General features: G+C 38.6%; 20 protein-coding genes. 8 read left to right on the forward strand and 12 right to left on the reverse strand.

Annotation, left to right across the window (positions count from 1 at the left end):
* Positions 1-36: 36 nt before the first annotated feature.
* The 3 genes from PL9214_RS23565 to recG all read right to left on the reverse strand — a co-directional run bounded on the left by PL9214_RS23565 (position 37) and on the right by recG (position 4,320).
* A complete protein-coding gene (locus PL9214_RS23565) occupies positions 37-693 on the reverse strand; it encodes a sigma-70 family RNA polymerase sigma factor (RefSeq protein ID WP_072721480.1) in 657 nt (218 codons plus the stop codon).
* A 350-nt stretch (positions 694-1,043) separates the two neighbouring features.
* A complete protein-coding gene (gene surE, locus PL9214_RS23570; protein ID WP_072721481.1) occupies positions 1,044-1,721 on the reverse strand; it encodes a 5'/3'-nucleotidase SurE in 678 nt (225 codons plus the stop codon).
* 115 nt (positions 1,722-1,836) lie between these two features.
* Positions 1,837-4,320: an ATP-dependent DNA helicase RecG gene (gene recG / locus PL9214_RS23575; RefSeq protein WP_072721483.1), complete on the reverse strand. Its 2,484-nt coding sequence runs from the start codon at positions 4,318-4,320 to the stop codon at positions 1,837-1,839.
* A 126-nt stretch (positions 4,321-4,446) separates the two neighbouring features.
* Between recG and PL9214_RS23580 the strand changes: the two genes are divergently transcribed.
* Positions 4,447-5,483 (forward strand): IS630 family transposase gene (locus tag PL9214_RS23580; RefSeq protein ID WP_139294985.1). Its coding sequence is split into 2 segments (ribosomal slippage): positions 4,447-4,579 and positions 4,579-5,483, totalling 1,038 coding nucleotides; the frame shifts between segments, so codons are not numbered across the junction.
* 420 nt (positions 5,484-5,903) lie between these two features.
* Here the strand turns inward: PL9214_RS23580 and PL9214_RS23585 are convergent.
* The 7 genes from PL9214_RS23585 to PL9214_RS23615 form a co-directional block, all read right to left on the reverse strand.
* A complete protein-coding gene (locus PL9214_RS23585; protein WP_072721484.1) occupies positions 5,904-6,785 on the reverse strand; it encodes a hypothetical protein in 882 nt (293 codons plus the stop codon).
* A gap of 109 nt (positions 6,786-6,894) precedes the next feature.
* Positions 6,895-7,554, reverse strand: a complete 660-nt coding sequence (gene tsf, locus PL9214_RS23590; RefSeq protein WP_072721486.1) for a translation elongation factor Ts — start codon at positions 7,552-7,554, stop codon at positions 6,895-6,897.
* A 170-nt stretch (positions 7,555-7,724) separates the two neighbouring features.
* Positions 7,725-8,522 carry a 30S ribosomal protein S2 gene (rpsB, locus tag PL9214_RS23595; RefSeq protein WP_072721489.1) on the reverse strand — a complete coding sequence of 266 codons (798 nt, stop codon included), beginning with the start codon at positions 8,520-8,522 and terminating at the stop codon, positions 7,725-7,727.
* A 207-nt stretch (positions 8,523-8,729) separates the two neighbouring features.
* Positions 8,730-9,602, reverse strand: coding sequence for a glycosyltransferase (locus PL9214_RS23600; RefSeq protein WP_072721491.1), 873 nt, complete (start codon positions 9,600-9,602; stop codon positions 8,730-8,732).
* A 626-nt stretch (positions 9,603-10,228) separates the two neighbouring features.
* The gene (locus PL9214_RS23605; RefSeq protein ID WP_072721492.1) at positions 10,229-10,885 is read right to left on the reverse strand and encodes an HAS-barrel domain-containing protein; all 657 of its coding nucleotides are present in this window, start codon (positions 10,883-10,885) and stop codon (positions 10,229-10,231) included.
* 215 nt (positions 10,886-11,100) lie between these two features.
* Positions 11,101-11,553, reverse strand: coding sequence for a DUF3531 family protein (locus PL9214_RS23610; RefSeq protein WP_072721494.1), 453 nt, complete (start codon positions 11,551-11,553; stop codon positions 11,101-11,103).
* Positions 11,554-11,565: 12 nt separating this feature from the next.
* Positions 11,566-12,600, reverse strand: a complete 1,035-nt coding sequence (locus tag PL9214_RS23615) for a Sll0314/Alr1548 family TPR repeat-containing protein (RefSeq protein WP_072721495.1) — start codon at positions 12,598-12,600, stop codon at positions 11,566-11,568.
* 257 nt (positions 12,601-12,857) lie between these two features.
* On the opposite strand from PL9214_RS23615, the gene PL9214_RS23620 reads away from it, so the two are divergent.
* The 3 genes from PL9214_RS23620 (at position 12,858) to PL9214_RS23630 (ending at position 15,514) form a co-directional block, all read left to right on the forward strand.
* Entirely contained in the window at positions 12,858-13,541 is a 684-nt protein-coding gene (locus PL9214_RS23620; RefSeq protein WP_072721497.1) for an ABC transporter ATP-binding protein, read from the forward strand.
* Between the two features lie 13 nt (positions 13,542-13,554).
* Entirely contained in the window at positions 13,555-14,304 is a 750-nt protein-coding gene (gene rsmG / locus PL9214_RS23625; RefSeq protein ID WP_072721499.1) for a 16S rRNA (guanine(527)-N(7))-methyltransferase RsmG, read from the forward strand.
* A gap of 76 nt (positions 14,305-14,380) precedes the next feature.
* Positions 14,381-15,514 (forward strand): cache domain-containing protein, encoded by a 1,134-nt coding sequence (locus PL9214_RS23630; protein WP_072721500.1) that lies wholly within the window; start codon positions 14,381-14,383, stop codon positions 15,512-15,514.
* A gap of 66 nt (positions 15,515-15,580) precedes the next feature.
* Here PL9214_RS23630 and tnpA read toward each other — a convergent pair whose 3' ends face one another.
* Entirely contained in the window at positions 15,581-15,979 is a 399-nt protein-coding gene (gene tnpA / locus PL9214_RS23635) for an IS200/IS605 family transposase (protein ID WP_072717176.1), read from the reverse strand.
* Between the two features lie 35 nt (positions 15,980-16,014).
* Here tnpA and PL9214_RS23640 point away from each other — a divergent pair, with 35 nt between their 5' ends.
* From PL9214_RS23640 to PL9214_RS23655, 4 genes are read left to right on the forward strand one after another with little or no spacing between them, the layout of a single operon-like run.
* A complete protein-coding gene (locus PL9214_RS23640; RefSeq protein ID WP_222425192.1) occupies positions 16,015-17,241 on the forward strand; it encodes an RNA-guided endonuclease InsQ/TnpB family protein in 1,227 nt (408 codons plus the stop codon).
* A gap of 13 nt (positions 17,242-17,254) precedes the next feature.
* On the forward strand, positions 17,255-18,946 hold the full coding sequence (locus PL9214_RS23645) for an ATP-binding protein (protein WP_245824348.1): 1,692 nt from the start codon (positions 17,255-17,257) through the stop codon (positions 18,944-18,946).
* On the forward strand, positions 18,939-21,674 hold the full coding sequence (locus PL9214_RS23650; RefSeq protein WP_072721503.1) for an ATP-binding protein: 2,736 nt from the start codon (positions 18,939-18,941) through the stop codon (positions 21,672-21,674). Before PL9214_RS23645 ends, PL9214_RS23650 begins: the two co-directional genes overlap by 8 nt.
* Complete coding sequence (locus PL9214_RS23655) at positions 21,664-23,052, forward strand: diguanylate cyclase domain-containing protein (RefSeq protein ID WP_072721505.1); 1,389 nt, start codon at positions 21,664-21,666, stop codon at positions 23,050-23,052. The genes PL9214_RS23650 and PL9214_RS23655 overlap by 11 nt, the downstream gene beginning before the upstream one ends.
* 26 nt (positions 23,053-23,078) lie before the next feature.
* Here PL9214_RS23655 and PL9214_RS23660 read toward each other — a convergent pair whose 3' ends face one another.
* A complete protein-coding gene (locus tag PL9214_RS23660) occupies positions 23,079-26,375 on the reverse strand; it encodes a tetratricopeptide repeat protein (protein WP_139295144.1) in 3,297 nt (1,098 codons plus the stop codon).
* Between the last annotated feature and the right edge of the window lie 81 nt (positions 26,376-26,456).

Genomic DNA, 26,456 nt, shown 5'->3' on the forward strand with positions numbered 1-26,456 from the left:
TAAGCCACCAATTACACCCCCTCACCCTCCAATTTTTTAGGGATTGAGATAAACTTGTAAATCAGCTTGTAACCGTTGACGAGCTCTGGCAATTCTTGATTTTACCGTTCCCAGGGAAACTCCTGTAATTTCAGCTATTTCTTCATAAGCTAATCCTTCAATTTCTCGCAAAACAATCGTTGTCCGAAAAACTTCGGGTAAATCAGCAATTGCATCTCGAAGATGGCTATAAAATTCACGGGTAGCCATATCTTCATCGGGGCCAGGACTATCGGCGGCGATTTCCCAGTCCATTTCCCCATCTTCAATATTGCGCGGTGCATCTAAAGAAAGAGGGGGTTTGACTCGTTTGCGCTTGCGGAGTTCATCGTAAAATAAATTAGTCGCAATTCGACTTAACCATCCCCGAAATTTTACGGGTTCTTGCAAACGTTTAATATTACGATACACCCGAATCCAGATTTCTTGAGCCAAGTCTGCTCGATCTTGCCAATCTGGGGCTAAGTGATAGAGAATTTTATCAACATGGGATTGATAACGACGCAGCAGTTCTGTAAATGCGGCTCGGTCGGGACAAACACCTTGTTGACAACGTAGAACCAGATCGGAATTTGAGAGTTGTTCAAGGGGGATTTGCTCTAGGGGGATAGAGACTTCAGCCGTAGACCAAGAAATAGGTAGGGATTGGCTCATGGGTGGAACTCGGTTGATGAAAAATTCCGTTAGTGATGACGTCACCCGGATTGCTTAGGTTCCTGGGTTTAAACTCCTGAAGAGTTATGATACCTAGGATAGAGGATGAGTATTTTCACTTAACGGGTGGTTTTTACCTAATCTTAAAGGAATTTGCCATCGGTTGCATGAAAATTTTCTCATCAAATCCGGGTTTTTGTTGTATTAAAGAATACAGGGATTTCAGCTGACTTTCGGGAACCCTAGAAACAGTGATCAGGAGTCAAATAAAAATTAACCCAGCTATCTCAAGAACTTGAAAGTCGGTCAATTTCCAACTGTTCCCTGTTCCCTGTTTCCTGTTCCCTGTTCTACAATTTAATTAATGTCACCGCTATTTTTCCTCGAAAACACACCTCGACATCGGTTCCCTGTTCATAGGTGCGATCGCTATAATTTCCGTGATAATAAAAATAATCTCCTTCTTGTCTATAGTTAATGGGTAAAGATTGGGTTCCTAATTTACAAAATACAATCTCTGGGTCAGGTTCTTCCGGTTCCAAATAGGGAAAATTAACATTCCAAAAGCACCCCCGTTGTGGCGGATGTTTCATTAATTCTTCTAAGACTAAACTAGCCCAACGAGTTGTGGTTTTCCAGTTCACCGGTTTTCCGCCTTTGCGATATTGGGATAAAGCGATCGCTGGAATTCCCTGAATCGTCGCTTCCCGCACCGCCGCTACTGTTCCAGAAATATAAACATCAACGCCCATATTTCCCCCTGGATTAATTCCTGAAATCACCCAACTTAAATCAGGACAAAGATGAGATACTGCTAATCGAATACAATCAGCTGGAGTTCCCCCGATTGCATATTCAATTTCCGACCGTTTTTCAACATGAATTCCTTGATGAGTTGTGACTTGATGCCCACATTGGGAATATTCTTTATTAGGAGCAATCAAAATTTTATCACCAGAAATTGCTTTCCCCAAGGCTCGAATTCCGGGTGCATCAATGCCATCATCATTCGTTAATACTATTTTCATTTTTTTTTAAGGGAACAGGGAACAGGGAACAGGGAACAGGCAATAGGCAATCTTGCTATAGGCAATAGGCAAGCAATAGAAAGAGTGTACTTTTTTAATCCAATACTCTATTCAATTAAGTTAAAATACTACCTCCCATCATCTTAATATAACGTCGATTTAATTCCGCCCGCATTAATGGCAAACTGTGCAATGTTCCATCTTTTTCTAAGACTTTTTGTGCGGCTTCCCTGGCTAATTGTAACACCTCTTGATCCTCCACTAAACTTGCTAAAGCAAAATCCGGTAAACCTGATTGACGAGTGCCTAAAACTTGTCCTGGCCCCCGCAATTGTAAATCCATTTCTGCAATCAAAAACCCATCTTGAGATTGTTCTAAAACTTGTAACCGTTGTCGGGCTTCTGGGGTAGACCCTCCTAATAATAATAAACAATAGGATTTATCTTTCCCTCGACCTACCCGTCCCCGTAATTGATGGATTTGAGATAATCCAAACCGTTCGGCATTTTCAATTAACATCACCGTCGCATTGGGAACATCAACCCCCACTTCTACAACCGTTGTTGAAACTAAAATTTGCGTTTCCCTCTCTCGAAATCGAGTAATCGCTTCATCCTTTTGGGCACTATTCATGCGACCATGCAACAACCCAATTGTAAACTCAGGAAAAATTTTAGACTGTAATTTATGATGCTCTTCCACCGCAGATTTGACATCTAACTTTTCTGATTCTTCAATTAACGGTAACACCACATATACCTGTCTTCCCTTTGCCACTTCCCTTCGAATTAAATCATAGGCATCTTGGCGTTGTTTTCCCGTTAAAATAGTCGTTTGAATCGGTTGACGACCGGGGGGAAGTTCATCAATTTGGCTAACATCTAAATCCCCATGTAAGGTTAACGCTAAGGTTCGGGGAATGGGCGTTGCAGTCATCGTTAAAACATGGGGTGATTCTCCTTTTTGTTGTAATCTGGCTCGCTGTTGGACTCCAAATCGATGTTGTTCATCAATGACCACTAATCCCAAGCGATGAAAATTAACTTTATCTTGAATTAAGGCATGGGTTCCCACTAAAACGGGTAATTCTCCCGTTTCTAAATGGGAATGAATTTGACGGCGTTTGGCTGCTTTTGTGGAACCGGTTAATAATTCAACCGGAAGGTGCATTAAATTAAACCACTCGACTAATTTCCGATAATGTTGTTCAGCTAAAACTTCCGTCGGTGCCATTAAGGCAGCTTGATATCCGGCTTGAATTGCCGCTAACATCGCGACCACCGCCACAACAGTTTTCCCCGCCCCCACATCTCCTTGTACTAATCGATTCATCGGTTCAGGAGACTGTAAATCCTTCAAGATTTCTTGAATAACACGTTGTTGAGCGTTGGTTAATTGAAAGGGTAAAATTTGATAAAATTCCTCAATCAATTTTCCCGTTGGTGCTAAGACCGCACTGGTTTCAGTTTGTTTCTGCTGTTGTCTCCGGGTTAATAATCCCAACTGCAAATAGAAAAACTCATCAAACACTAACCGTCGTCTCGCCGCCGATAACCAATCTCGGTCTGGGGGAAAATGAATATTCTCAATCGCCGCAGTTAACCCAATTAATTGATATTGATTTAATACTTCTTGGGGTAAAGCATCTTGTAATTGTTTCGCTGCGGGTAAGGCTTCAATCACCGCTTTTCTGACCACATCGGCCCCAATTCCTTCTGATAACGGATACACAGGCAAAACTCGCCCGATTTTCATCGATTCAATCTGACCCCCAGCATGATCTAATATTTCTAATTCTGGGTTATCTAAGGTAATCCCATATTGATTTCGTTTAACTAAACCCGATGCCGCAATCACCGCCCCCGGTGGATAATTCCCTTTCTGTTGATGTTGCCAACCTTTACTACTATATCGATATCCCGCATAAAATCGACTAATTTTAAGTTGTCCGGTATGATCGCTTAAGACTAATTCTAATATCGTTAATTTTTTATTGCGGGGACTACTAAAACAATTACACCGTTTCACCTGAGCAATTAACGTGACCGTTTCCCCAGGTTCCAGTTCCTGAATTTTTACCTGTTTCCCATAGTCAATATGATCCCTAGGATAATAATAGAGTAAATCAAAGATTGTTAAAATTCCTAATTTAGCAATGCGATCGCTATTTCTTGGCCCGATAATTTTTTCTAAGGATTGTTCTAAGGAAATACTCACACCTTTGGCTTTTTCGGTAATCGCCGTTGTCTTCGGAACCGAGGGTTGATTTTGTTTTTGCTCTCGTTCCGTTTTCCGAATTTCCGATACCTGATTCCGACACTCAAACAGTCGTTGTAATTGCAGTAAAAACCGTCTGGTATCTGCAATTAAATGTTGTCGGTTTTCTAGGTCTAATTCGGGATATCGTAAAAATTCCTCCGCCAAATCTTGACACCGTTTTTGCGTTTCTGGCGGTGCATTTTCAAACAGTTCCTTTAAACTCACATAAAAAAATTCATGGAACTGATATTGATTCCCCTGCAAATTCGTAAAACCCCGTTCTGCTTCAACGGATAACGCTTTACTAAATCTCCACCAGTCCGGTTGATAAGATTTCATCTTAATTTCAATTCCTAGCTACCCTATTTTTGAGATTGACCCCAGCTTATTATAATATATAGCACTTCCAAATGAGTTATAATAAATGTAAGGTTAGCAATAATCCTCCAAAGCTGGCAACGGAAAATGAATCTAATCAACGAAATAGACAATTTTATCAATCAGACAAAAGATCCTAGAGAAATTAAAAGAGCGATCGCTGTCAAACTCAAATTACAAGGGAAAGCCTACCGGGAAATTCAAGACTTATTACAAGTTATAAAGGATTTATTAGCCAGTGGAAAAATCGGGTTCTTGTGGAAGGAGTAGAGAGTTTAAAACTCCAATATAAAGGAAGAAAAGGCTATCTAAGTCCCGAAGATAAACAGAAAGTTATTGAAGAATTAAGGGAAAGAGATTGGTTAAGATTGTCTGATTTACAAGTTTTGTTAGAAAGGGAGTATGGAGTCGTGTTTCAATCCCATCAAAGTTATTATAGCTTGCTGGAAGAGGCTGGCATCAGTTGGAAAAAAAGCCAAAAGAAGAATCCGGCTAAGAATGAGCAGTTAGTCCAAGAGAAAAAGGAAGAAATTGAAAAAAAGTTAGCGAGTTGGAAAGAAGAAATAGAGGCGGGAAAGCTGACGGTGTTTATGATTGATGAATGTCATCTTCTCTGGGGAGATATTTTAGGGTATGTGTGGGGAAGAACAGATAGAAGAATAGAAATTCCGATCAAAAATCAAAAAGAAAGGCAAACTTATTATGGAGCTTTAGATTACCAAACGAAAGAATTTATTATCAAAGGTTATGCGGCGGGAAATACAGAAAATACCGTAGACTTTATCCAGTATTTACAGCAGCAAAATCCGGGGAAAAGGTTAGCTATAGTCTGGGATAATGCCACTTATCATTGTTCTCAAAAGTTTAGAGATTATTTAACTGAAGTTAATCAAAATTTATCGGAAGAAGAATGGCGGATTACTTGTCTAAATTTTGCCCCCAATGCACCTGAACAAAATCCTGTAGAAGATATTTGGTTACAAACCAAAAATTTCGTGAGAAAATTTTATCATTTATGCCCATCTTTTAAAGTAATTAAGTGGCTATTCGAGTTTTTCGCTCAGGGTCAAATTTTTGATTTCCCCAAAATTTTCATGTATGGGATTTTGCCACAACCTATTTAGGATTGCTATAGTATTTTGCGGTTAACAAACCTTTCTTTTCTTTAATGTTGTGTTGATTAAACGGCTTAATTGGCTGTTTTTGCTAACAGTAACTCCAGGCAATTATAGAGGGGGTTGACAATAATAAATCGATTTTGCTAGAATTTTAGCAAATGCACCTTAAATAGATTTAACTTAAAAGTTGATTATTTAAGCAATTTACCAAAGGAATCTCCTATCTATCAGCATTACAGACGTTACTCTGTTTTCGACTCTCCTCAAATTTCAGGAAAATAGAGACAAAATTTTGAGAAGGTTGACACGAAGCAATCACCTGTGTTAAAATTTTAGCAAATGTTGGAGCATTGTTTTCGCATATACTCTTGATTTTTTAAACAACTAATTTACATCAACCTTAATTCATCGGTATTACAGCCTTTTTTAATCCTCATACCAACTCGCTCTCCAAGCTGATTCTGCTTGAACAATCGCCCTCTCGCGCAACTTTTTATGATACTCCCGACGAATACCACTCAACTGTCCTGACAAATGGCGGAGTTGATGCCGTCGCGTCATCACATTAGCATCAGCAAACTCAATTTCCCCCAACCGTAGATGAATCGTAGTTAATTTCGTCACCATTGACGTTTGGGAGTCATCGTCATCCTCCGTTTCAATCATAATCTGGAGCAAATTTGGAGGCCCTGCGATTCCTTCGCTAGACGCTTCAGCCTTAGATGCCACTTCCAAAACGGCTTCCGGTAATTTTTGGGGCAATAGACCAGAGCGTTGTAATAACAGATTGGCATCCTTCGATAACAACTTCAAGAGTTGAATAATTCCAGTCTCAATCCTTTCTTGCCAAGCAGATAAACGCTCAGGTGTTAAGGGCTTACGAATTGGAGAAATTTCAAAATCAGTTTCTAATTCCAGCTTTCCTTCCCCCTCTTCTGCCTCTTCTGCCTCTTCTGCCTCTTCTGCCTCTTCTGCCTCTAATTCTTCTAATTCTTCTAATTCTAAGCCTGGAACCTCAACAGGCACTGGCATTTGTAGAGACTGACACAGAGCCTTTTGCATTTGTTTGGCTAAATTTCTGAGTCCCTGTTGTAATTTTTGTCGTTCTGAAACGGATAACTTTAAAAAGGCTTCAGGATAGGTTTGAGTACAGAGGTAATAACTCGCCAAAATCAACTGTTGACGAACTCCCTGCCCCAGAGCCATCAAATACACCTCATACCCTTGATGAAACTCCTCGGCGAGTTTAGCGATCGCTTCTTCCAACGTCGCGATATCCTGCTCAATTCGATTTATTGATCCAGCCATAAACGAATTAAGAATTACGAATTAAGAATTAAAAATGAATGAACTCCGATCTTTTATTAAAATTTTATCTGATCGGAGTTTTAACTCAACATTTGCGTGACCAGTAACCTTAGGCTTTGCCCATTTGTTCAGCTACTTCATCCGCAAAATTCTTTTCTTCTTTCTCCAACCCTTCACCCAGAACAAACCGAGCAAAGCGACGAATTTTAATATTTTCTCCTAACAGAGAAATACTTTGTTTCACCAACTCTTCCACCGTAATATTTTGATCTCGGATGTAAGGTTGATCCAGCAAAGACATCTCTTTTAGGCGTTTTTCAATTCGTCCTTGAACGATTTTTTCCTTAATATTGTCGGGTTTATTGCCTAAATCATCCCGCTTCATTTCAATGTCTTTTTCTCGGGCTGCAATCGGGGCGGGAATATCATCAACTGAAATATATTCCACATTAGGACAGGCTGCGATTTGCATCGCAATATTCTGTACTAAAGCTTTAAATTCTTCCCGACGGGCTACAAAATCGGTTTCACAGTTGATTTCTACCATGACACCAACTCGGCCCCCGGTGTGAATATAACTTCCCACTAAGCCTTCAGTTGCACTGCGGGCTGTTTTTTTATCCGCAGAACTCATCCCTTTTTGGCGTAACCAGTCGATGGCTTTATTCATATCGCCATCATTTTCTGTCAGGGCTCTTTTACAGTCCATCATCCCTGCGCCCGTTTTATCGCGCAGTTCCTTAACAATTTTTGCTGAGATTTCCGCCATCTTTTCCTCAGTAATTTCGTGGATGTTTGCCTACCGCCATGACCCATCTGTCAAAAAAATTATAACAAATGGATCTAGCTTTCTTCTGCATAAACCGTGAGGTTGACCAGGAGTCCCGGCGGGATCATTTCCCTGGGATTTAACTCCAAAGCCAACTCCTGAGAACGGTTTTATTCTTCCGAATCGCTATCAGAATCTAAATCATCGAGATCCTCGATTTCTTCATCCTCTTCATACTCGTCTTCATAAACCTCGTCATCATATTCAGCGATGCCAGCATCTAACTGACCATGACGTCCTTCATAAATTGCATCGGCTAATTTACCGACAATCAATTTAATTGAACGAATGGCATCATCATTAGCGGGAATATGAATATCGGCTAAATCAGGATCACAATTGGTATCTAATAAAGACACAATGGGAATATCTAATTTGCGGCATTCCATCACAGCGTTATATTCCCGGCGTTGGTCAACTAAAATCACCACATCGGGAACGCGACGCATCGCTTTAATTCCGCCTAAATATTTCCGCAATTTTGTCAATTCTCGACGTAAAACCGAGGCTTCTTTTTTAGGAAGATAATCGAAATAACCACTTTTATCTCGGTCTTCTAAAGTTTTCAGACGTTCAACCCGAGTTTTAATGGTAGCCCAGTTGGTGAGCATTCCTCCTAACCAGCGTTGGTTAACATAATATCCACCACAGCGTGCTGCTTCCTGAGCAATAATTCCAGCCGCTTGGCGTTTGGTTCCCACAAATAAAAACTTTTTCCCTTGTTCAGAGGAACTTCTGACATAATCATAAGCTTCCTCCATCAGTTCTGCGGTTTGAACCAAATCAATAATATGAACCCCGTTACGCTCCGTGTAGATATAAGGAGACATTTTCGGGTTCCAACGGCGAGTCTGATGTCCAAAATGAACTCCAGACTCCAGCATTTCTGCCAAACTAATAACGGCCATTCGTCATAACTCCTAATTCGGGTTAATCCTCCATCTAGGCGTATTCGCTAGGGGTAGATACCCTAGAAACACCCGAATCCCTAGATGTGTGATTTTTAGACAACCTTCCTACTATAGCACGTTTTGAGGATTCCGAATCAAAGAATCAAAAGAGTATCCGTAGGGGGTCAACTTTTCCGTTATCGTATAAGTGTATATAACTGTAGATTACCTCACAGGTGATTCCTTACTAAAAATTCCAGTTGCAACTACTTGTTCAACTATATTTGGATAAAATTTCTGAGCCATTTCAGGAAATTTACCTAAAGCAACATATCCACCCCAGCAGTGAAGCAAGCAAATATCATTTTTCTGCTTCAGAATAGATTGTTGGATCATAGATAAAGCTTTAAATTGACACATTTCATGTATTTCAGCAAGTGTATTAACGGATTTATTCTCTATTCTAGATATAGCGTCTATTGGGGAAATATTGTATATACAAGTAAGGCTATAAACAGAGAATTCTGCCTTATTAATAGCTCTAATTAGAGCTAACTGATCTTGCTTTTTGAATTTTAGCCACTCCTGATTCCATAACTCAAATAAAGACTGAGTTTGCTTAGTGTTTCTCCAAAGAATTACTCCACTATTAAACTGAGTTGTACTTTCTGGAACATATTGTAAGGTGTAATTCTTCTCTTCTTCTGAAATATGATCGCACAATCCCAATGTTGGAACTAGGTCAACCACCATACACATATCTCCATAATCAAGATACTCCCACAGGTCAGAAATAGGATTGAAGGGAAGAATATCCGCGTCTAGGAAAAGTGTTTCCTGATATGGACTAAAGGTTGATAGACTTGTCTTGATCCCCCTAGATGAAAATGAACCGCTATCATTGATTTCACTAAGATTAATCAATATACAACTAATTTCGTACTTTTCAAGAGGGAAAAGTTTCAGTAAGGGATGATCAGAGATTATAGTGATAGGTATTTTGGGTTCTATCTGACGGAGGGCAATCGCACTGATTAAAGTTGCTTCCAGATATAAAACATTTCCTGTCGCACAATAGATAACTCCCCTATTTTTCATATAAAAAACCGCGAAAATGGTTGATTTTTTTGATTTGTGTTATTAGCTTTTAGCTAATTTGGCAAAACAAAGTCTTAATCATACAAATTTTTCTGATTTTTGAAAGTCAACTGTGACGGATTTGCAACCAAAACAGAGGTTATCATGCTAAAGTAATTCTGTCAAGTTGATCAAGAATAGTGCTATCTACATCTATGTCAAATTTTCGCGCAAAATGGCAGGAAGGGTTTAGTTAATAATGGATGTTCCAGACGAATTGTGAAATTTTGAGTAATATAAACCAATCTGGCGGATTTACAGACTCATACATTAGTTTAATCGCTTTGATGATAGCTTCTACTGCGGAAAATTCACCCCATGCGGTTTCTATATGAGGACGGACAAAGGAGACGTTTTTCGGTAGAGTATCTGTAGATAAATCACATTTGGAAAAGTCATGATGACAGACAATTGACGGATAATTAAACATTTTGTTTAAATGATCTATTAGCCTGTAAATTTGCTGTGGGTTTCTATGAGTTAGTAAAATAAAACCTAGGGATGATGACATTGGGATAAATTCGTTTATTTACTACTTGTTTAATTCGGAAAGTGGCAGAAGCTGGATCAATTTAATTCTACCTTGATCAAGGATGAATTTGTTTAAGAATAATCCGCAAGCGATCATAATCATCTTTTAATAAAATACTCAGGGTTCGTCCCGCTTCAATTAACCAACCTCGATCTAATTTTCTCAGTTGATAAATTTCTCGAATCGCCGCAGCTACCAAAGAATCAACCGGGGCGTTCCTCACGTCTAATAAGGTTCTTAAAAAATCTAATTCCTGACTGAAATTAACAATTTCATCCGGGTGACATTCATAGACTGCCTGATGAATTTGCGGGGGACGAGGCGGAATATATTGATAGATTTTACCTCGTTGCGATCGCTCTGGGTTCGTCATCTCAAAACCGACAATAGCCACCCGAAATTCCGTTTTTAACATGGCAAAAATTTGGGGTTGCTGTTCACGCAATTCTTCTAAGGTTAATCCTAGCGCCCTGGCTCGATGCACGGAATCAATTGGGCTAGTAGTAGCATAATAAACCACTCCATAAACCTGATTTCCTGACTCCTCATCCCTTGATTTGACCCAACTCCCAAAGGCAGGCATGACCGGAAAACTCAAGTCCTCCGGTTCTAAACATTGGGCTAAATACTCCGTTGTCGCCGTTTCTATCACTTCAGCGATATGTTGCTGAGGACGTCGAGAGGTTGAAAATATAGGAAAAGGAAGACGCATAAATCAGTTATCAGTTATCAGTTATCAGTTATCAGTTATCAGTTATCAGTTATCAGTTGATAGTTGATATAGCAATCCTATTTGAGTTGTATCCAAAATTTCGGTTCAAAAGGGAACAGGGAACAGGGATAATACTTCTGGCTGTTTCATATCAGTTTTAAATTATTACAATCTATTTGGGATTGCTATAGTTANAACTGATAACTGATAACTGATTAATTATAATCAGCTACACTGGATTGATAAACGTCTTTTTCTATCGGCCAATCTTCATTTTCACCGCCAATAATAAGTTTTTCAATGATTACATATTCTTGGCTTAATTGGCGAAAAGCATTGATTAAAACATCGAGAGCAAAAGCATCACTGGTTCCTAAATCAAACCAACAACGTGCCCAAACTCCCTGATATTCAATTTCTCCCATATTGTGCATCAGTGCCATCATACTATTATCAACAATGGCATCATCGTAGGTCAGATAACTTAAGTCAATTCCAGTATCTTGAACCTGTAGATTTTCTGCATTAAATCCTCCCATTTTTCCTAATAGAAACCATGAATCAAACACTTCCTCAATATAATCCCGTTCACTGCGGGAGGGAACGGTTTGAAATTGTAGCCAAATCCAAATATCAAAAGGATTACATTCTCTAAACAAAACTTCCATAAGAATAAATGGTTATAAAGGTGGTAATTGATTGGCAGTTGGCCCCCAAAGACCATTAGCATCTTTAATTTTATCGCGCAACGGATCACAAGGTCGTCCTTGATTATCAATGCGGTTTAGATTTTTGCATTGTTCATAAAAGATTTGAGCGACTAATCGTTTAGGAAGTTGATCAGATTGGTTTAAAGCTTGGGTAAAATATTGCTTGGCTTCCTGTAACTGGGAGGGAATTAGAGTTTGATTGCTTGCTTTGAGTTTCTTTCCCTGTTCTGCTAAGATTTGGGCTTTCAGATATAATACTTCTGGATGGTTTGGAGCTTCAGATAAAGCTTTTTCGGTATAACTTAAGGCTTGATCATATTGACCTAAATTTTGATAGCCAATGGCAATTCCCCGATAAGCTAAGTAACTAGGTTTAGCTTGTTGTTCAAGTTTTTTAATAGCTTTTTGGGAGTCAGAAAAGGGAAGATTCAAGGATAATAATAAATCCATATAGCCTTGAATTAAGTTTAATTCGGGATCTTGAGGATTAATTTTTTCAGCAACATTTAAGGATTTTAATACCTCTTGTAATTGATTTAAGGCTTTAGGAGCACCTTTTAATGTGCCTTCCGTGACGATGGTATGACCCCCTTGTAAAAATAAACCGACTGCAATATAAAGATTACCGCGTAAAGGGTCTTTTGTACTTAAGAGTTTAGCCGATGCTAAGGTTTGATCACTATAGGTTTTTAAAGCATTAAAATCTTGATCTTGGTAAGCTAAAGAAGCCAAGAGTGCATAGACTAAGGGTTCATTGGGTTCTTGTAATTTCGCTTTTTCTAAAACTTGTTGAGCTTCCTTATAATTCCCTCGCTCAAACATTGCTTTAAATGCAGTTTCTGTTTGGCTTCCGATGGGACGCGGATCGGTTGTGCGAAACGGATCAGCCGCCAAACTGGGATTTATCCCTGAACTGAATGTAATCAAACTGGCACTCATTCCCCAGAAAACCTGTCTAATCATTAAGGGAAATTTCTGAGCTTTACACCGAGAAGAATTGATCATAATGTTCATCCTATTATCCAAGTTAAAACGGAATGTTCAATCAGAGCCAAGCTGGGATGATATTGCCATCTGTTTTGTATAAATCTTAATTTTTTTCTCTGCTTTCGGCAAGGGGAAACCCAGATTTATTTGCAAGAACTGATAAAAATAATCTACTGATTGTGTTATAATCTAAATTAAGGGTATTGGGCATTAAGCATTTCCTCTTGCTTTGTTTTTTCGGCTCAAATTCTCATTTTATTGGTCTTCTGTTTGTGATGCTTTATATCAAAAATTTAGTTTATCATCCCGCCGCTAGTGACAACCCGATTTTAGCGCAGGTCAACTTAGAACTGGCACCGCAGCAAATGGGACTCATTATTGGGCCTAGTGGTTCGGGAAAAAGTACATTACTGGAAATTTTAGCGGGTTTAGCTGAAAAAACGAAGGGAAATATTTGCTGGCGGGAGCAAGAATTAACCTCGGAACACTTACAACAGCTTGCGGGTTTAGTGTTTCAATTTCCAGAACGACATTTTTGTGGCGGCACAATTTTAGATGAGTTACGCTTAGGTCATCCAGAGTTAGGTTCAGAGCAGGTTCATCAAGCGTTAGATGAAGTAGGACTCAGCCATTTATCGTTACAAGTTGCTCCCCATTCCCTCAGTGGTGGACAGCAAAGACGTCTAGCCTTAGCGGTACAATTAATTCGCCAACCTCATATTTTAATGTTAGATGAACCAACGGCGGGTTTAGACTGGTCAATGCGACAACAATTAATTAATTTATTAGGAAAATTAAAAAAACATTGGACGTTATTAATTGTCACCCATGATGCTAGAGAATTGTTGAATCTTGCAGATTGTTGTTGGTCATTACAACACGGTCATTTAGCTCCCCTAGATTTGAAGACAATGGTAATGCAAGACCAACAAAAAATAGTAGCTTCTCCAAAAGCTTAATTTTTGATAAATTATGAATCAAACTTCCTTCCCTAAGTTACCCGAACTGACTGCAATTTGGCAGGATACATTAAATTGGCAACCTACTCCTGCACAACAGGATTTATTTCAACAATTATTTGAGTTAATTCTGGAGTTTAATCAACAACTGAACTTAACTCGCTTAACTGAACCTGAAGAATTTTGGGAAAAACATTTATGGGATTCTCTACGCGGAATTGCCCCCGTATTATCGGGTAAAATTCCTGCCCATCCCGGTGATAAAATTATTGATATTGGCACAGGGGGAGGCTTCCCCGGAATACCTGTGGCTTTAGTATTACCGGATTGTTCTGTGACGTTATTAGATTCAACTCGCAAGAAAATTACCGCCTTAACAACAATTTTAGAGCAATTAAATATCAAAAATACAATTCCTTGGGTGGGTCGAGCAGAAGCTCTGGGTCAACATCCTAAACATCGAGAATCCTATCAGTTGGCTTTGTTAAGAGCCGTTGCTCCGCCATCCGTTTCTGCTGAATATGCTCTGCCTTTATTAAAGATTGGAGGATTAGGAATACTCTATCGAGGTCACTGGACAACGGAAGAAGAAAAACAGTTAACATTCACGGTGAAACAATTAGGGGGAATCATCGAATCTGTTGATGAATTTACCACCCCTTTAACTAACAGTGTTCGCCACTGTGTATCGATTAAAAAAGTAAAATATACGCCTAAACAATACCCGCGAAATGTTGGAGTTCCCGGTCAAAAACCCTTGTAGTAAGCCCTAAAGGGCCAAAAGAGGGCTAAAGCCCTCACTACAAAGATCGTTGACTTAACTAAGCCTTTAATAAACCATGATTAACCCTGACCCCAAAACAGCTAAAAAAAACCGACAAATTTCCCTGAGATTAGTGTTAATTGTCCCCTTTGTGTTGCAAATTGTCGGTGCTGTGGGATTAGTGGGTTATTTGTCTTATCAGAGTGGACAACAAGCGGTAGAAAACTTAGCCAATCAGGTGATGAATCAGGTAACAAAACGAATACATGATCACCTGAATACCTCCCTGCAAATTCAACAGCAAATAGTCGCTCTAAATTATGATATTTTTCAACAGGGTAGCCTTAATATCAAAGATTTTGAGCAACTACGTCAGCATCTTTGGCAACAGATCAAACTCTCTCCTTCCCTTTCATCTAATGGCTTCGCTAATGAACAGGGAGAACAGATAAACTACTATCGCCTTCTCAGTCGGGAATTACTTGCACAAGCCAATCAGCTTTCTGGAGAAAATCTCAAACAAGGTGCATTCATCTTAAACCAAGTCAACCTTCCAGATGTCACAAAACGGAAATATTATCTCGTTGATCATCAAGGTAGAGGTAGGAAATTGAGCTATGTGAAACCCGTTAATGTACTGCAAACCGATTGGTATCTGGCGGCAATTGCAGCTAAAAAACAAACTTGGTCGCCGATTATTGTTTACAAAGTGCCAAAAACATTAGGGATTAATGCGATATTTCCTGTTTATGATAATGGGAAAAAACTTCAAGGTGTTTTTAATAGTGGCATTATATTAGATGGAATCGGAACCTTTTTAAATAATCTCAAATTCTCGACTTCAGGACAAACATTTATTATTGATCGTCAGGGCGATCTTGTCGCTACATCAACGTTAGAAACTCCCTATTTGAAAGATGCCACGGGAAAGTTAATCCGCTTAAGTGCTACCCAGAGTCAGAACCCTTGGACAAGGATAATCACCCATCAACTGCAACAACAATATGGCGATCTTAACCAAATTAAAACTGATTTTAACTTCCAAGTTCCCTTGAAGGGGAAAACGCTGTTTGTTCACATTAAGCCTTATCAAGATCAATATGGTTTAGATTGGTTGTTAGTCGTAGCTCTCCCAGACTCTGACTTTATGGCAGAAATTCAGGCTAATGCCAAATTAACAGTTTTACTCTCTCTTATTACCTTACAATAACCGTATTCAAAGCCCACGTCTTTCAAGCGTGGGATGTAGAATACCCGCCTTTAGGCGGAGTGAAGGCTAGTGAGAGTTTTGGTTAGCAATATACTTTTTGATAGTTTCACTAGAAACAGAACCAGCCGTCCCACAATAATAGCTTCGACTCCACAAAGAAGGTAGTTTAAGTAAATGAGGAAATTCTTTTCTTAATATTCTTGATGATGCCCCTTTGATTCTGAACATAATTTGATGTGGAGCAATCAAAGGGTGACAACTAATAAATAAATGCACATGATCAGGCATTATCTCCAGAGCTAGGACATCACATTCTAGCTCTTTTGCTTTTTGGTAGATAATTTCCTCTAATCTTCTGCTCACTCCGTTAACCAACACCCTTTTCCTCCTTTTTGGGCAAAAGACAAAATGATAGTTGATCAGACTAACTGATGTGTTTTTTCTTCTATATTGATTTTCTGTCATTGTCGATACACACGATTCATCAACCTTATGTTATCATGGATGACATGACAAAAATAACTCGGACGATTAAATTGAAATTCGTGGATCTCAACCGTTGTAAAGCTCAGGTGTTTGAGCAAATGACGGCAGAAAACACACGGGTTGCCAACAAGCTGTTGTCATTGCCGATTAAAGAACGGCGTAAAATGACAACAGCTAAAATTATGTCCGAGTTAAAATCTGCCCTTGTTAACCAAGTAATCCGACATACCACATCACCCACAGGTCGTAAAACCAAACAATATAAAGTTCTTCCTGTGGAAGTTAACAACCAAAACTGGAAGTTAACCCTAAAAGGGAATACTTATTCAATTAGTTTTCCAACCCTTAAAGGTGAAAAAAGAATTCCCATTGAAGTTGCATCTCCCCATTGGCAACCTGTTTTAGACGGATTGTTAGAGGGAACAATTCAAGGGGGTTCTTTTAAATTAATTAAACATCGAAATAAGTGGTATGCCTATCTGTCAATTACTGAGGATGTTCCAGAAGTTAAGACGGAGAAAAGATTAGGATGTGACCGAGGACAGAATAATTTAGCGGTAGTTGCACCTAAACAGGGTTTTGGTAAGTTCTTTAATGGTCAAAGCGTTAAGCATCGGAGACGTTATTTTCAACAACGAAGAAAACAACTTCAAGAAGCTAAAAAGTTTCGAGCATTAAAGAAATGGGACAAAAAAGAACGACGATGGATGGATGCAATCAATCATACAATCAGCCGTCGAATTGTTCGTTTTGCCGAATACCATAATGCTGATGTTGTTATTGAGGATTTAGAAGGATGTCGAAGCACAATGAAACAGAGCCAAAAATCTCGTTCTGATTCCGGTGAATCTCGACATAATTGGTCTTATTATTCTTTGGAACAGAAACTTAATTATAAGTTGGCTCTTAAAGGATTGAAATTAATTAAAAGACCTGCGCCATACACTTCCAAATCCTGTTCAACCTGTGGTTTTATTGGTAAAAGAAATCGACATGATTTCAATTGCCCTAATGGTCACTACCATAACTCTGATTTGAATGCTGCGAAAAACCTAGCTCAATGGGACGGTTTTTCTTGTCAGTTAGACCTACAGAGAGATGCTTCTGTAATGGATTCATCCGGTTTAACTGATGGGGTGCTTGGCACACCCCTGAACTCGGTGAATACAGTCAAACAAGAGTATATTCAACTGTCTCTGCTTGACTGGACTAGATACGAGAATCCCACCCCTTTAGCGTAGCGCAGGGGTGGGAGTGTCAATCCTGACTACAGCTATTGGTATTCTCACCGCTCGATGGATTACTCATCCAATTCTCCGTTTAAATCGAGCAAGTCAGGCAATCGCAAAGGGTGAATGGCAATATTTAACCCCAGAAAAAAATCACGGGATTCAGGATATCAAACTTCAAGGTATTACTGAAGTAACAAGTCTTACCGATTCATTTAATAGTATGGCGATTCAGTTAAAAACTGCTTTTGAAACCTTAGAAAATCGGGTATATGAACGCACCGCAGAATTAGAAATTGCTAAGGAAAAAGCCGAAGTTGCCAATCAAGCCAAAAGTACCTTTATTGCCAATATGAGCCATGAATTGCGATCGCCTTTGAATGCTATTCTAGGTTTTTCCCAATTGATCTTAAGAAAGTCGGCAGTTAGTCCAGAAGAATATGAGAATGCAGACATTATCTATCGCAGTGGAGAATATTTACTAACCCTGATTAATAATATTCTGGATTTATCAAAAATAGAAGCCGGAAAAACCACCTTGAATCCTCGATATTTTGATCTGTATTACCTCCTAGATGATTTAGAAAATATGTTGCATCTACGCGCTGTATCTGCGGGTTTAACACTGATATTTATTCGAGATGAAAATGTTCCTCATTATATCTATACCGATGAAGTTAAACTGCGTCAGGTGATCATCAATTTACTTAGTAATGCCATTAAATTTACCTTAGATGGTCAAATTACACTCTCTGTCTTTCAGGGAGATCAAGAAACAATCGATATTTTTAATCTTCATTTTTCTATTTGTGATACGGGAGTCGGAATAGCACCCGAAGAATTACCCAAGCTGTTTGATGCTTTTTCTCAAGCTCAAGCGGGAAAGAAATGCAATGAAGGAACGGGTTTAGGGTTAGCCATTAGTCGCAAATTTATCTCATTAATGGGAGGAGATATTTCTGTAGAAAGTGAATTAGGAAAAGGCACAACCTTTCAATTTTATATTCAAGCTAAATTAGGTCAAGAAATTGTGAGTAAAACTCCAGAAAAACACCCTCAAGTTCTGGCTTTAGCTCCCGGTCAACCCACCTATAAAATTCTGACGGTTGATGATAAAGAAATTAATCGTCAATTACTAATTAAATTACTTTCACCTTTAGGATTTGAGGTAAAAGAAGCGAGTAATGGAATTGAAGCGATCGCAATATGGGAAGAATGGGAACCCCATTTAATTTGGATGGATATGCGAATGCCTGTGATGGATGGTTATGAAGCCACTCAATATATTAAATCCACAACTAAAGGCAATGGGACTGCCATTATTGCGTTAACAGCCAGTGTTTTAGAAGAAGAAAAAGCGATTACTCTCTCAGCCGGATGTGATGATTTTCTCCGTAAACCCTTTACAGAATATACCATTTTTGAGGCTTTAGGGAAACATTTAGGAGTGGAGTATATTTATGCAGAAACACAAACTCTTTTAAGGAGTAGTCCCAAACTAAAGTTAACTTCAGAGGATTTAAAAATTATGTCCCCTGAATGGATTAATCAACTCTATGAAGCTGCATTAGAAGCAAACTCTACCCAAGTTTTGGAATTAATTGAAGAAATTCCGGCTACCGAGATTGATCTCACCCAATTTCTAACAAAGGTTGTGCGTAAATTTCAATTTGAGCAGATAATTGAATTAACCGAGCCTTTAATAAACCATGATTAACCTTCGCTCGAAGACCGTCAAAAAAAACAGACAAATTCCCCTGAGATTTGTGTTAATTTTCCCCTTTGTGTTGCAAATTGTGGGCGCAGTGGGTTTAGTCGGCTATCTTTCTTACCGCAGTGGACAGCACGCTGTTGAGAACCTGGCTGATAAATTAATGACAGAGACGAGTAATCGTATTGAGCAATATCTTAATAGTTACATGGGAAAAGCTCAAGAAATCAACCAAATGAATGTGGAGGCTTTTGAGTCAGGAATCTTAAACTTGAATGATTTTAAGGCTATGGGTAAATATTTCTGTCGTCAGCAGCAATTATTTGGTTTTACCTATATTAACTTTGGTAGTAAGGAAGGAGGATATATTGGTGCAGGTTATGGAGATCCGGCAGGTAATGTGTTAGAAATTTCAGAAACTCTCCCATCTGAACCCAATAAGTATCGATATTACTTGGTTGACAAGCAAGCGAATCGACTAAAATTAATTAATACAGTTGCGATTTCTCAAATTGATAGTCTCTGGTACTTGGATGCGGTGAAAGCGGGCAAACCAATCTGGACTTCGATTTATTCTTGGACAGTTGCGTCGAATGTTCTCAGTATCTCAGCAAGCACTCCCGTTTATAGCTCCCAAAATAATTTGCTTGGGGTATTTGGTATTGATCTCGATCTCCTTCAGATTAGTCAGTTTCTCAAAAAACTTAATAAAACAAGTTCTGGTCATATTTTTATCATGGAGCGTTCAGGATTGATTGTGGCGAGTTCAGAAGATGAATCTCCTATCTTGGTCGTGAATAACAAAGGGCAACGTTTGGCAGCTATCAATAGTCGTGAAACAGTCATTCGTGATTTGACTGGGGAGTTAATCAAAGGATTTGGTAGTTTAAATGCCATCAATAAACCGCAATCACTCCGCCCTAATTTAGCTCACAATCCTTTTGTTCGTGTCATCCCCTACCGAGATCAATATGGTTTGGATTGGGTGGTCGTGATAGTCATCCCAGAATCTGAATTTCTAGGAGAAATTCAAGCTAATACCCAGACCACTATTTTACTTTGTTTCTTAACTTTAATTCTCGCTACAGTATTAGGAATTATTACATCAAATTTGATTGCTAAACCGATTAAGCGATTGAGTCAAGCAAGTAGAGCGATCGCTAATGGTGAATTGAGTCAGGTTGTTGAGATCGAGGGAGTTTCCGAGATCGAGACTCTAGCCGATTCCTTTAATGACATGGCTTTTCAGTTACAAACCTCTTTTGAAACCTTAGAACATCGCGTAGAAGAACGCACCGCAGAATTAGTGATTGCTAAAGAAAAAGCCGAAGTTGCTAATCAAGCTAAAAGTACGTTTATTGCTAATATGAGTCACGAATTGCGATCGCCCTTGAATGCGATTTTAGGCTTTTCTCAATTAATGATTAGAAGTCCTAATCTTCCCTCTGAACAATATGAAAACGCCGGAATTATCTATCGGAGTGGTGAATATCTATTAACTCTGATTAATAATGTTTTAGATTTGTCTAAAATCGAAGCGGGAAAAACCAGCCTAAATCTGAATCATTTTGATTTGTATCAGTTATTAGATGATTTAGAAGATATGCTAGATTTACGAGCGATTAATGCCGGATTAAAGTTAATCTTTCAACGCAGTGAAACCCTTCCTCGCTATATCTGTACTGATGCCGTTAAATTGCGTCAGGTGTTAATTAATTTACTCAGCAATGCAATTAAATTTACGTCTCAAGGGGGTATTAGTTTAACCGTTTTTGAGGATAAAGAAGACTCAACGGACGTGATTACCTTAACTTTTAAAATCCGCGATACGGGAGTGGGAATTTCCCAGGCGGAATTACCGAAACTCTTTGAAGCCTTCACCCAAGCCCAAGCCGGAAAAGAAAAGCAAGAAGGGACGGGTTTAGGATTAACTATTAGTCGTAAATTTGTGCAATTAATGGGGGGAGATATTTCTGTAGAAAGTGAATTAGGAAAAGGCACAACCTTTAGATTTACAATCCAGGCAAAACTGGGTCAATATATTAAGAATGAACCGACAGAAACCCGACAAAAAGTATTAGGATTAATACCGGGTCAGCCGACCTATAAAATTCTGACCGTTGATGATAAAGAAATTAATTGTAAATTATTAATTAAACTTTTAGAACCCTTGGGATTTGAGTTAAAAGAAGCTAGAAATGGGCTAGAAGCGATCGCAATTTGGAATGAGTGGGAACCCCATTTAATCTTCATGGATATGCGAATGCCTGTGATGGATGGTTATGAAGCGACTAAATATATTAAATCCACAACAAAAGGTAATGCTACAGCGATTATTGCTGTAACTGCGAGTGTATTAGAAGAAGAAAAAGCCATTGTCCTCTCAGCCGGATGTGATAATTTTATTCGTAAACCCTTTACAGAACAAAGGATTTTTGAATCCTTGACTAAACATTTAGGAGTTCAGTATATTTATGAGGAAACACAAGCCATTTTAAATAATAAGTTAAACGTTAAATTGACTACTGATGATTTAAACATCATGTCTCAAGATTGGATTGATAAATTGTATAAATCAGCACTTGAAGCCGATGGCCAAGTTGTGATGGAATTAATTATAGAAATTCCCAACACCCAGATTTTTCTGATACAATTCTTAACACAACTTGTGCGGAAATTTCAATTCGAGCAAATAGTTGAATTAATTGAACCCCTGATTAATCATGAATCCTGAGCTTTCACCCCCAATGAAAGGAAATATCCTCCTCGTCGATGATCTTCCAGAAAATTTACAGCTATTAAGCGATTTACTAATTCAACTTGGCTATACTGTCCGCAGTGTCACCAGTGGGCGAATGGCTCTTAAAACGGTGAGATTCAAACAACCCGATGTGATTTTTTTAGATGTTAAAATGCCAGAAATGGATGGTTATCAAGTTTGTGAAGCCTTAAAAGCAGATGAAAATTTTCGCAATATTCCCGTCATTTTTATTAGTGCCTTAAATGATGTTTTTGATAAAGTAAAAGCCTTTCAAGCGGGTGGAGTAGACTATATTACCAAACCCTTTCAAGTGGAAGAAGTCGTAGCCCGTTTAGAAAGTCAGTTAACCATTCAACGACAAAAACAACTTTTGGAAGCCGAAATTATTAAGCGTCAGGAAGCTGAGGAGATTCTCTATCAATCCAGAGCACTTTTATCGAGTATATTAAATAGTTCCCTAGATGGAATTGCCGCATTGCAAGCGGTACGGGAACCAGAAACAGGAATGATTAAAGATTTTCGTTGCTTAGTCGTTAACCCGGTCTTGGCTAAAGTCTTTGAACGCACTCGTGATGAAATGATGGGTAAAATTATTCTCAAAAAACTCCTCAACCGCATTCAACCGGAACTATTTTATCGGTTTGTGAAAATCGTCGAGACAGGTGAATCTTTAGAACAGGATATTTATTATCCCTTTGGAGAATCTTACTGGTATCACTTTGTTGCCGTCAAATTAGGGGATGGTTTTTCGATTACCATCCGTGATATTACTAGCCGAAAAAAAGCGGAACTCGCCCTTCAAGAAGCCAATCAAAAATTATATCAACTGGCCAATCTGGATAGTTTAACTCAAGTGGCTAACCGTCGCTGTTTTGATGCTTGTTTGCAAAAAGAATGGGAGGCTTTGGAAAAACAACAACGGCCATTAACCTTAATTATGTTTGATCTCGATAGCTTTAAAGCTTATAACGACCATTACGGTCATCTAGCTGGGGATGATTGTCTATTCAAAATTGCACAGGCGGTTTATCAATGTACTCGTCACCTCGATTTGCGGCGTTCCGTTGACCTTGTAGCCCGTTACGGAGGCGAGGAATTTGTCATCCTCCTCTCCAATGCAAATCTACAGGTTGGCATCAATGTAGCAAAACGGATTCAGCGTATGATTTCCCATTTAGCGATTCCTCATCAACGGTCGGGAGTCAAGGAATTTGTCACCGTCAGTTTAGGAATTGCGTCCCTAATTCCCAGCGCAACAGTTCAACCGGATTACTTAATTCAACTCGCAGATCAAGCGTTGTACAATGCTAAACAACAAGGGCGTGATTGCTATTGTATAGCCCTCAATTAGTCATGAGTAATAAGTTTCTACTATAATCAAGAATGGCGATACAATGTCTCAAAAATGAGATACATTTCTTGAGCTAATTTTTTAGGGTTCCATAAGGGGGCTAAAGATTCAGGGCTTTGAGATTGAATTAAGTGAGATTGAATGTGATGGCGTAAATTTTTATCTAATCCTAATCGGATGCCTAATTCTGTATATTCTTCCCAACTCCAAGCAATTCCAAAATCCAAATTAACCGCTTTTAAAAAGGAATAACCCATGCGAGAAAGATACTGTTCCCCAGCACGAGTCACGACGGGTAAATTTGCAGATAACGCCTCTAAATTATGGGTTCCACCATTATAAGGATAGGAATCTAATAAGGCATCCGCCACATAATAAATTGCTCGATGTTCTTCTTCAGTTTTCGTTAACCCAATAAAAATTAAACGACTTTTATCAACATTGTATTCCTCACAAACTTGATGATACAGTTCTCGAATTAAGTTATTATCCCCTTGACCTTTACGAAGGAGTACACTCTGAGGAACATTCTTGAGAATTTTTACTTGAGCTTCAATCATTTCTTGATTAATTTTTCGTCCCGGTGCTACACATAAATACACCATTTGATCAGATTGAATATTTAAACTATTTCTAACAGCTTCTCGATCTACAGGACGACTTTTAAAGGGTTCTAAAGCTACAGAAGTATGAGGTAAACGGATTAACTGTTCTAGGTAATGTTTTTCAATACCTTGGGGATGGGTATATTGATCACAGAAGAAATAGTTATCTGGGGAAATATAGGGTGCATCAAATCCTAACCAGGACACACAAACCGGGGCGGGTCGGCGATATAAAATTTGCACGTTAGTTGGAACTGTCATTGAATCCAAATCGACTAAAATATCTAACTGATCTTTGAGGATTTCTGCGGATATTTCTTCGGCTGAGGCAAATCCATTTGGATAAGCTTTTGGCCAATAACATTGGGTGGCGATTTGTTCAAATCGTTGGGTAACTTCATCTATCGGTAACTGTCCGGTCACATAAAGATAAATATTAGGGGAAATCAAGGACAATTCTCGAATCAAAGCTTCACTACACCATCCTACAGAGTGGCGGCGGAAGTGTTTAGAGATGAATCCGATTTTTAGAGATTTAGAGATGGTTTTGGAAGGGACAGAAGCATATTGAGGGGATGAAACATCACGGAAGCGATATTTATAATATTGTTGGGCAATTAATCGATAAAATTGGGCATTTTTTTCGACAGAATCTCGCAAGTGAGATAGGGTAAACAGCAAAATCTCATACAGAATAATTGCTTCTGAAATGTTGATTTTATCAGGAGCTTGATAACAAATTTTTTCTAATTCTAAGAGTTTATCTAAAGCTTGTTGACAAGCTCCCGACTGGCTATAAGCAAAAATATAGGCAATTGCCGATAAAATCGGAACTTGATCTCCACATCTTTGACAATATAAATCTGACATTTCACGCGCTTTCGCTAAATTCGTGGAATGACTGAGTAAATCACATAACTGTTGATAAGCTTCTGTAAAATCGGGTTTAAGTTCAATTGCTTTTTCTAAATTAATAATGGCTTCTGCGGGTTGATCATGTTTGCGAATATGAGCTAATCTACAATGAATTTCAGCCCAATTGGGTTGAATCGCTAAGGCTTGTTCAAAGTTTTGAATTGCAGCTTCTACACGACCGATCCGAGCATAAAGATTCGCCAGATTTGCATAACTATCCATTGAATCAGGTTTGAGTTTAATCGCTTGTTGATAGTGATAGATTGCCTTTTCTGCTTCCTGTGTATTAGAGAAAATATGACCCAAATAAAGATGGGGTTGGGGCAAATCGGGGTTCAATTCAATGGATTTGTAATATAATTGGATGGCTTCTTTTTCTTGCCCTTGTTGCGATCGCACGCTTGCCATATTAGAATAAATTTCAGCCCAATTAGGTTTTAAAGCAATCGCCCGTTGATAGCTTTGAATTGCCTCCTCCCATAATCCTCGACGGGCTAAACTATTCCCAAATTCAAAGTTAAATTCCGCTTCGACTAAATTCGGTTGTAATTCTAAAGCCTTTTGCCAAGCACTAATTGATTCATCTACTCGACCAACTGTTTGAAAAACTTTCCCTAAATTCCAGTAAACCGCCGCTAAATTCGGATTAAGGTCTAAGGCTTTTTCATAACTCGCAATTGCTTGATCCCAACGTTGCATTTTAAACAACATGGTTCCAATATTAGCGTGAATTTCGGGAAAATTAGGTTGCAGTTCTAAAGCTAAAGAATAAGCGCGCAAGGCAGCTTCAATTTTTCCTTGAAAGTGTAAGGTATTTCCTAATGTTAAATAGGCTGGTAAATAGTCAGGTTGAAGTTTTAAAGCTCGATGACAAAGGGCGAGTGCTTGATCAAACAAGCCTTGATTTATCAAGATTTCAGCTTGATTTTTATACTGTTCTGCTTCGGGATTTCCCCTGACTTTTTCCAGGGAATTTTCTACCAAAAACTGTTCACTTCCCGACGTAATTAAACTCGCTTTAATATTCGACTCGGATTGATATTTTAGTTGTGTTGCTAGTCCAGAACTTGCTAATTCTACTCCCCCTTCATAAAACCCCGGACTATTCTCCTGAACGTCTTTTTCTTCCTGAAACTTAAACTGAAGCAGTCGATCAAGTTCCTGATGAGCAAAGGCTTGTTGGGGATTAATTTCAATGGCTTTTTTATAACAATCAATAGCAAGATTAACTTGATCAATTTTTAGCAAAATTTCAGCTAATCTTAAATAGTATAATTCTTGCTGCGGTTGAAAAAGGATTGCTTTTTGGTAATAATCAATAGCCTGATTAATCTTCTGCTGTTTACTGAGTAAGTTCCCCAACATCCAATAAATCAACCCATGATTCGGATTAATGTGTAGAGCTTTTTGATAACTTAAAAACGCCTCTTCAAACCGTTCTTGCTGAAAATAAATACTTCCTAAATTAGCATAAGCTTCCATAAAATCCGGTTGAATTTCTAAAGCTTGGGTATAGGCCCAAATTGCTAAATCAAAACGAGATTGAGTGTAAAGGGCATTTCCAACCCCTAAATAAGCCGAAGAGAACTGAGGTTGTAAATTGAGAGCTTGATGGAGAGCTTCAATTCCATCTTCTTCCTTTCCGATTAAAATATAAGTTTCCGCCAGTCTTTTATAAATTTCTGCCTCTTGAGAATTCAGTTCTAAAGCTTGCTTAAATTTATGAATAGCAGCGTCTAAATTTCCCAATTCTTTAAGCTGAATTCCTTGTTTTAATAAGACAGAAACGGCATCTAAACTCACAAGTAACTCTCCAATCAATATTCAACACCTCTTGATAGGATTTAAGTCGGGTATACCCTCGACTTAGCTCAAGATCCAAAT

This window comes from Planktothrix tepida PCC 9214, assembly GCF_900009145.1.
Classification (GTDB): domain Bacteria; phylum Cyanobacteriota; class Cyanobacteriia; order Cyanobacteriales; family Microcoleaceae; genus Planktothrix; species Planktothrix tepida.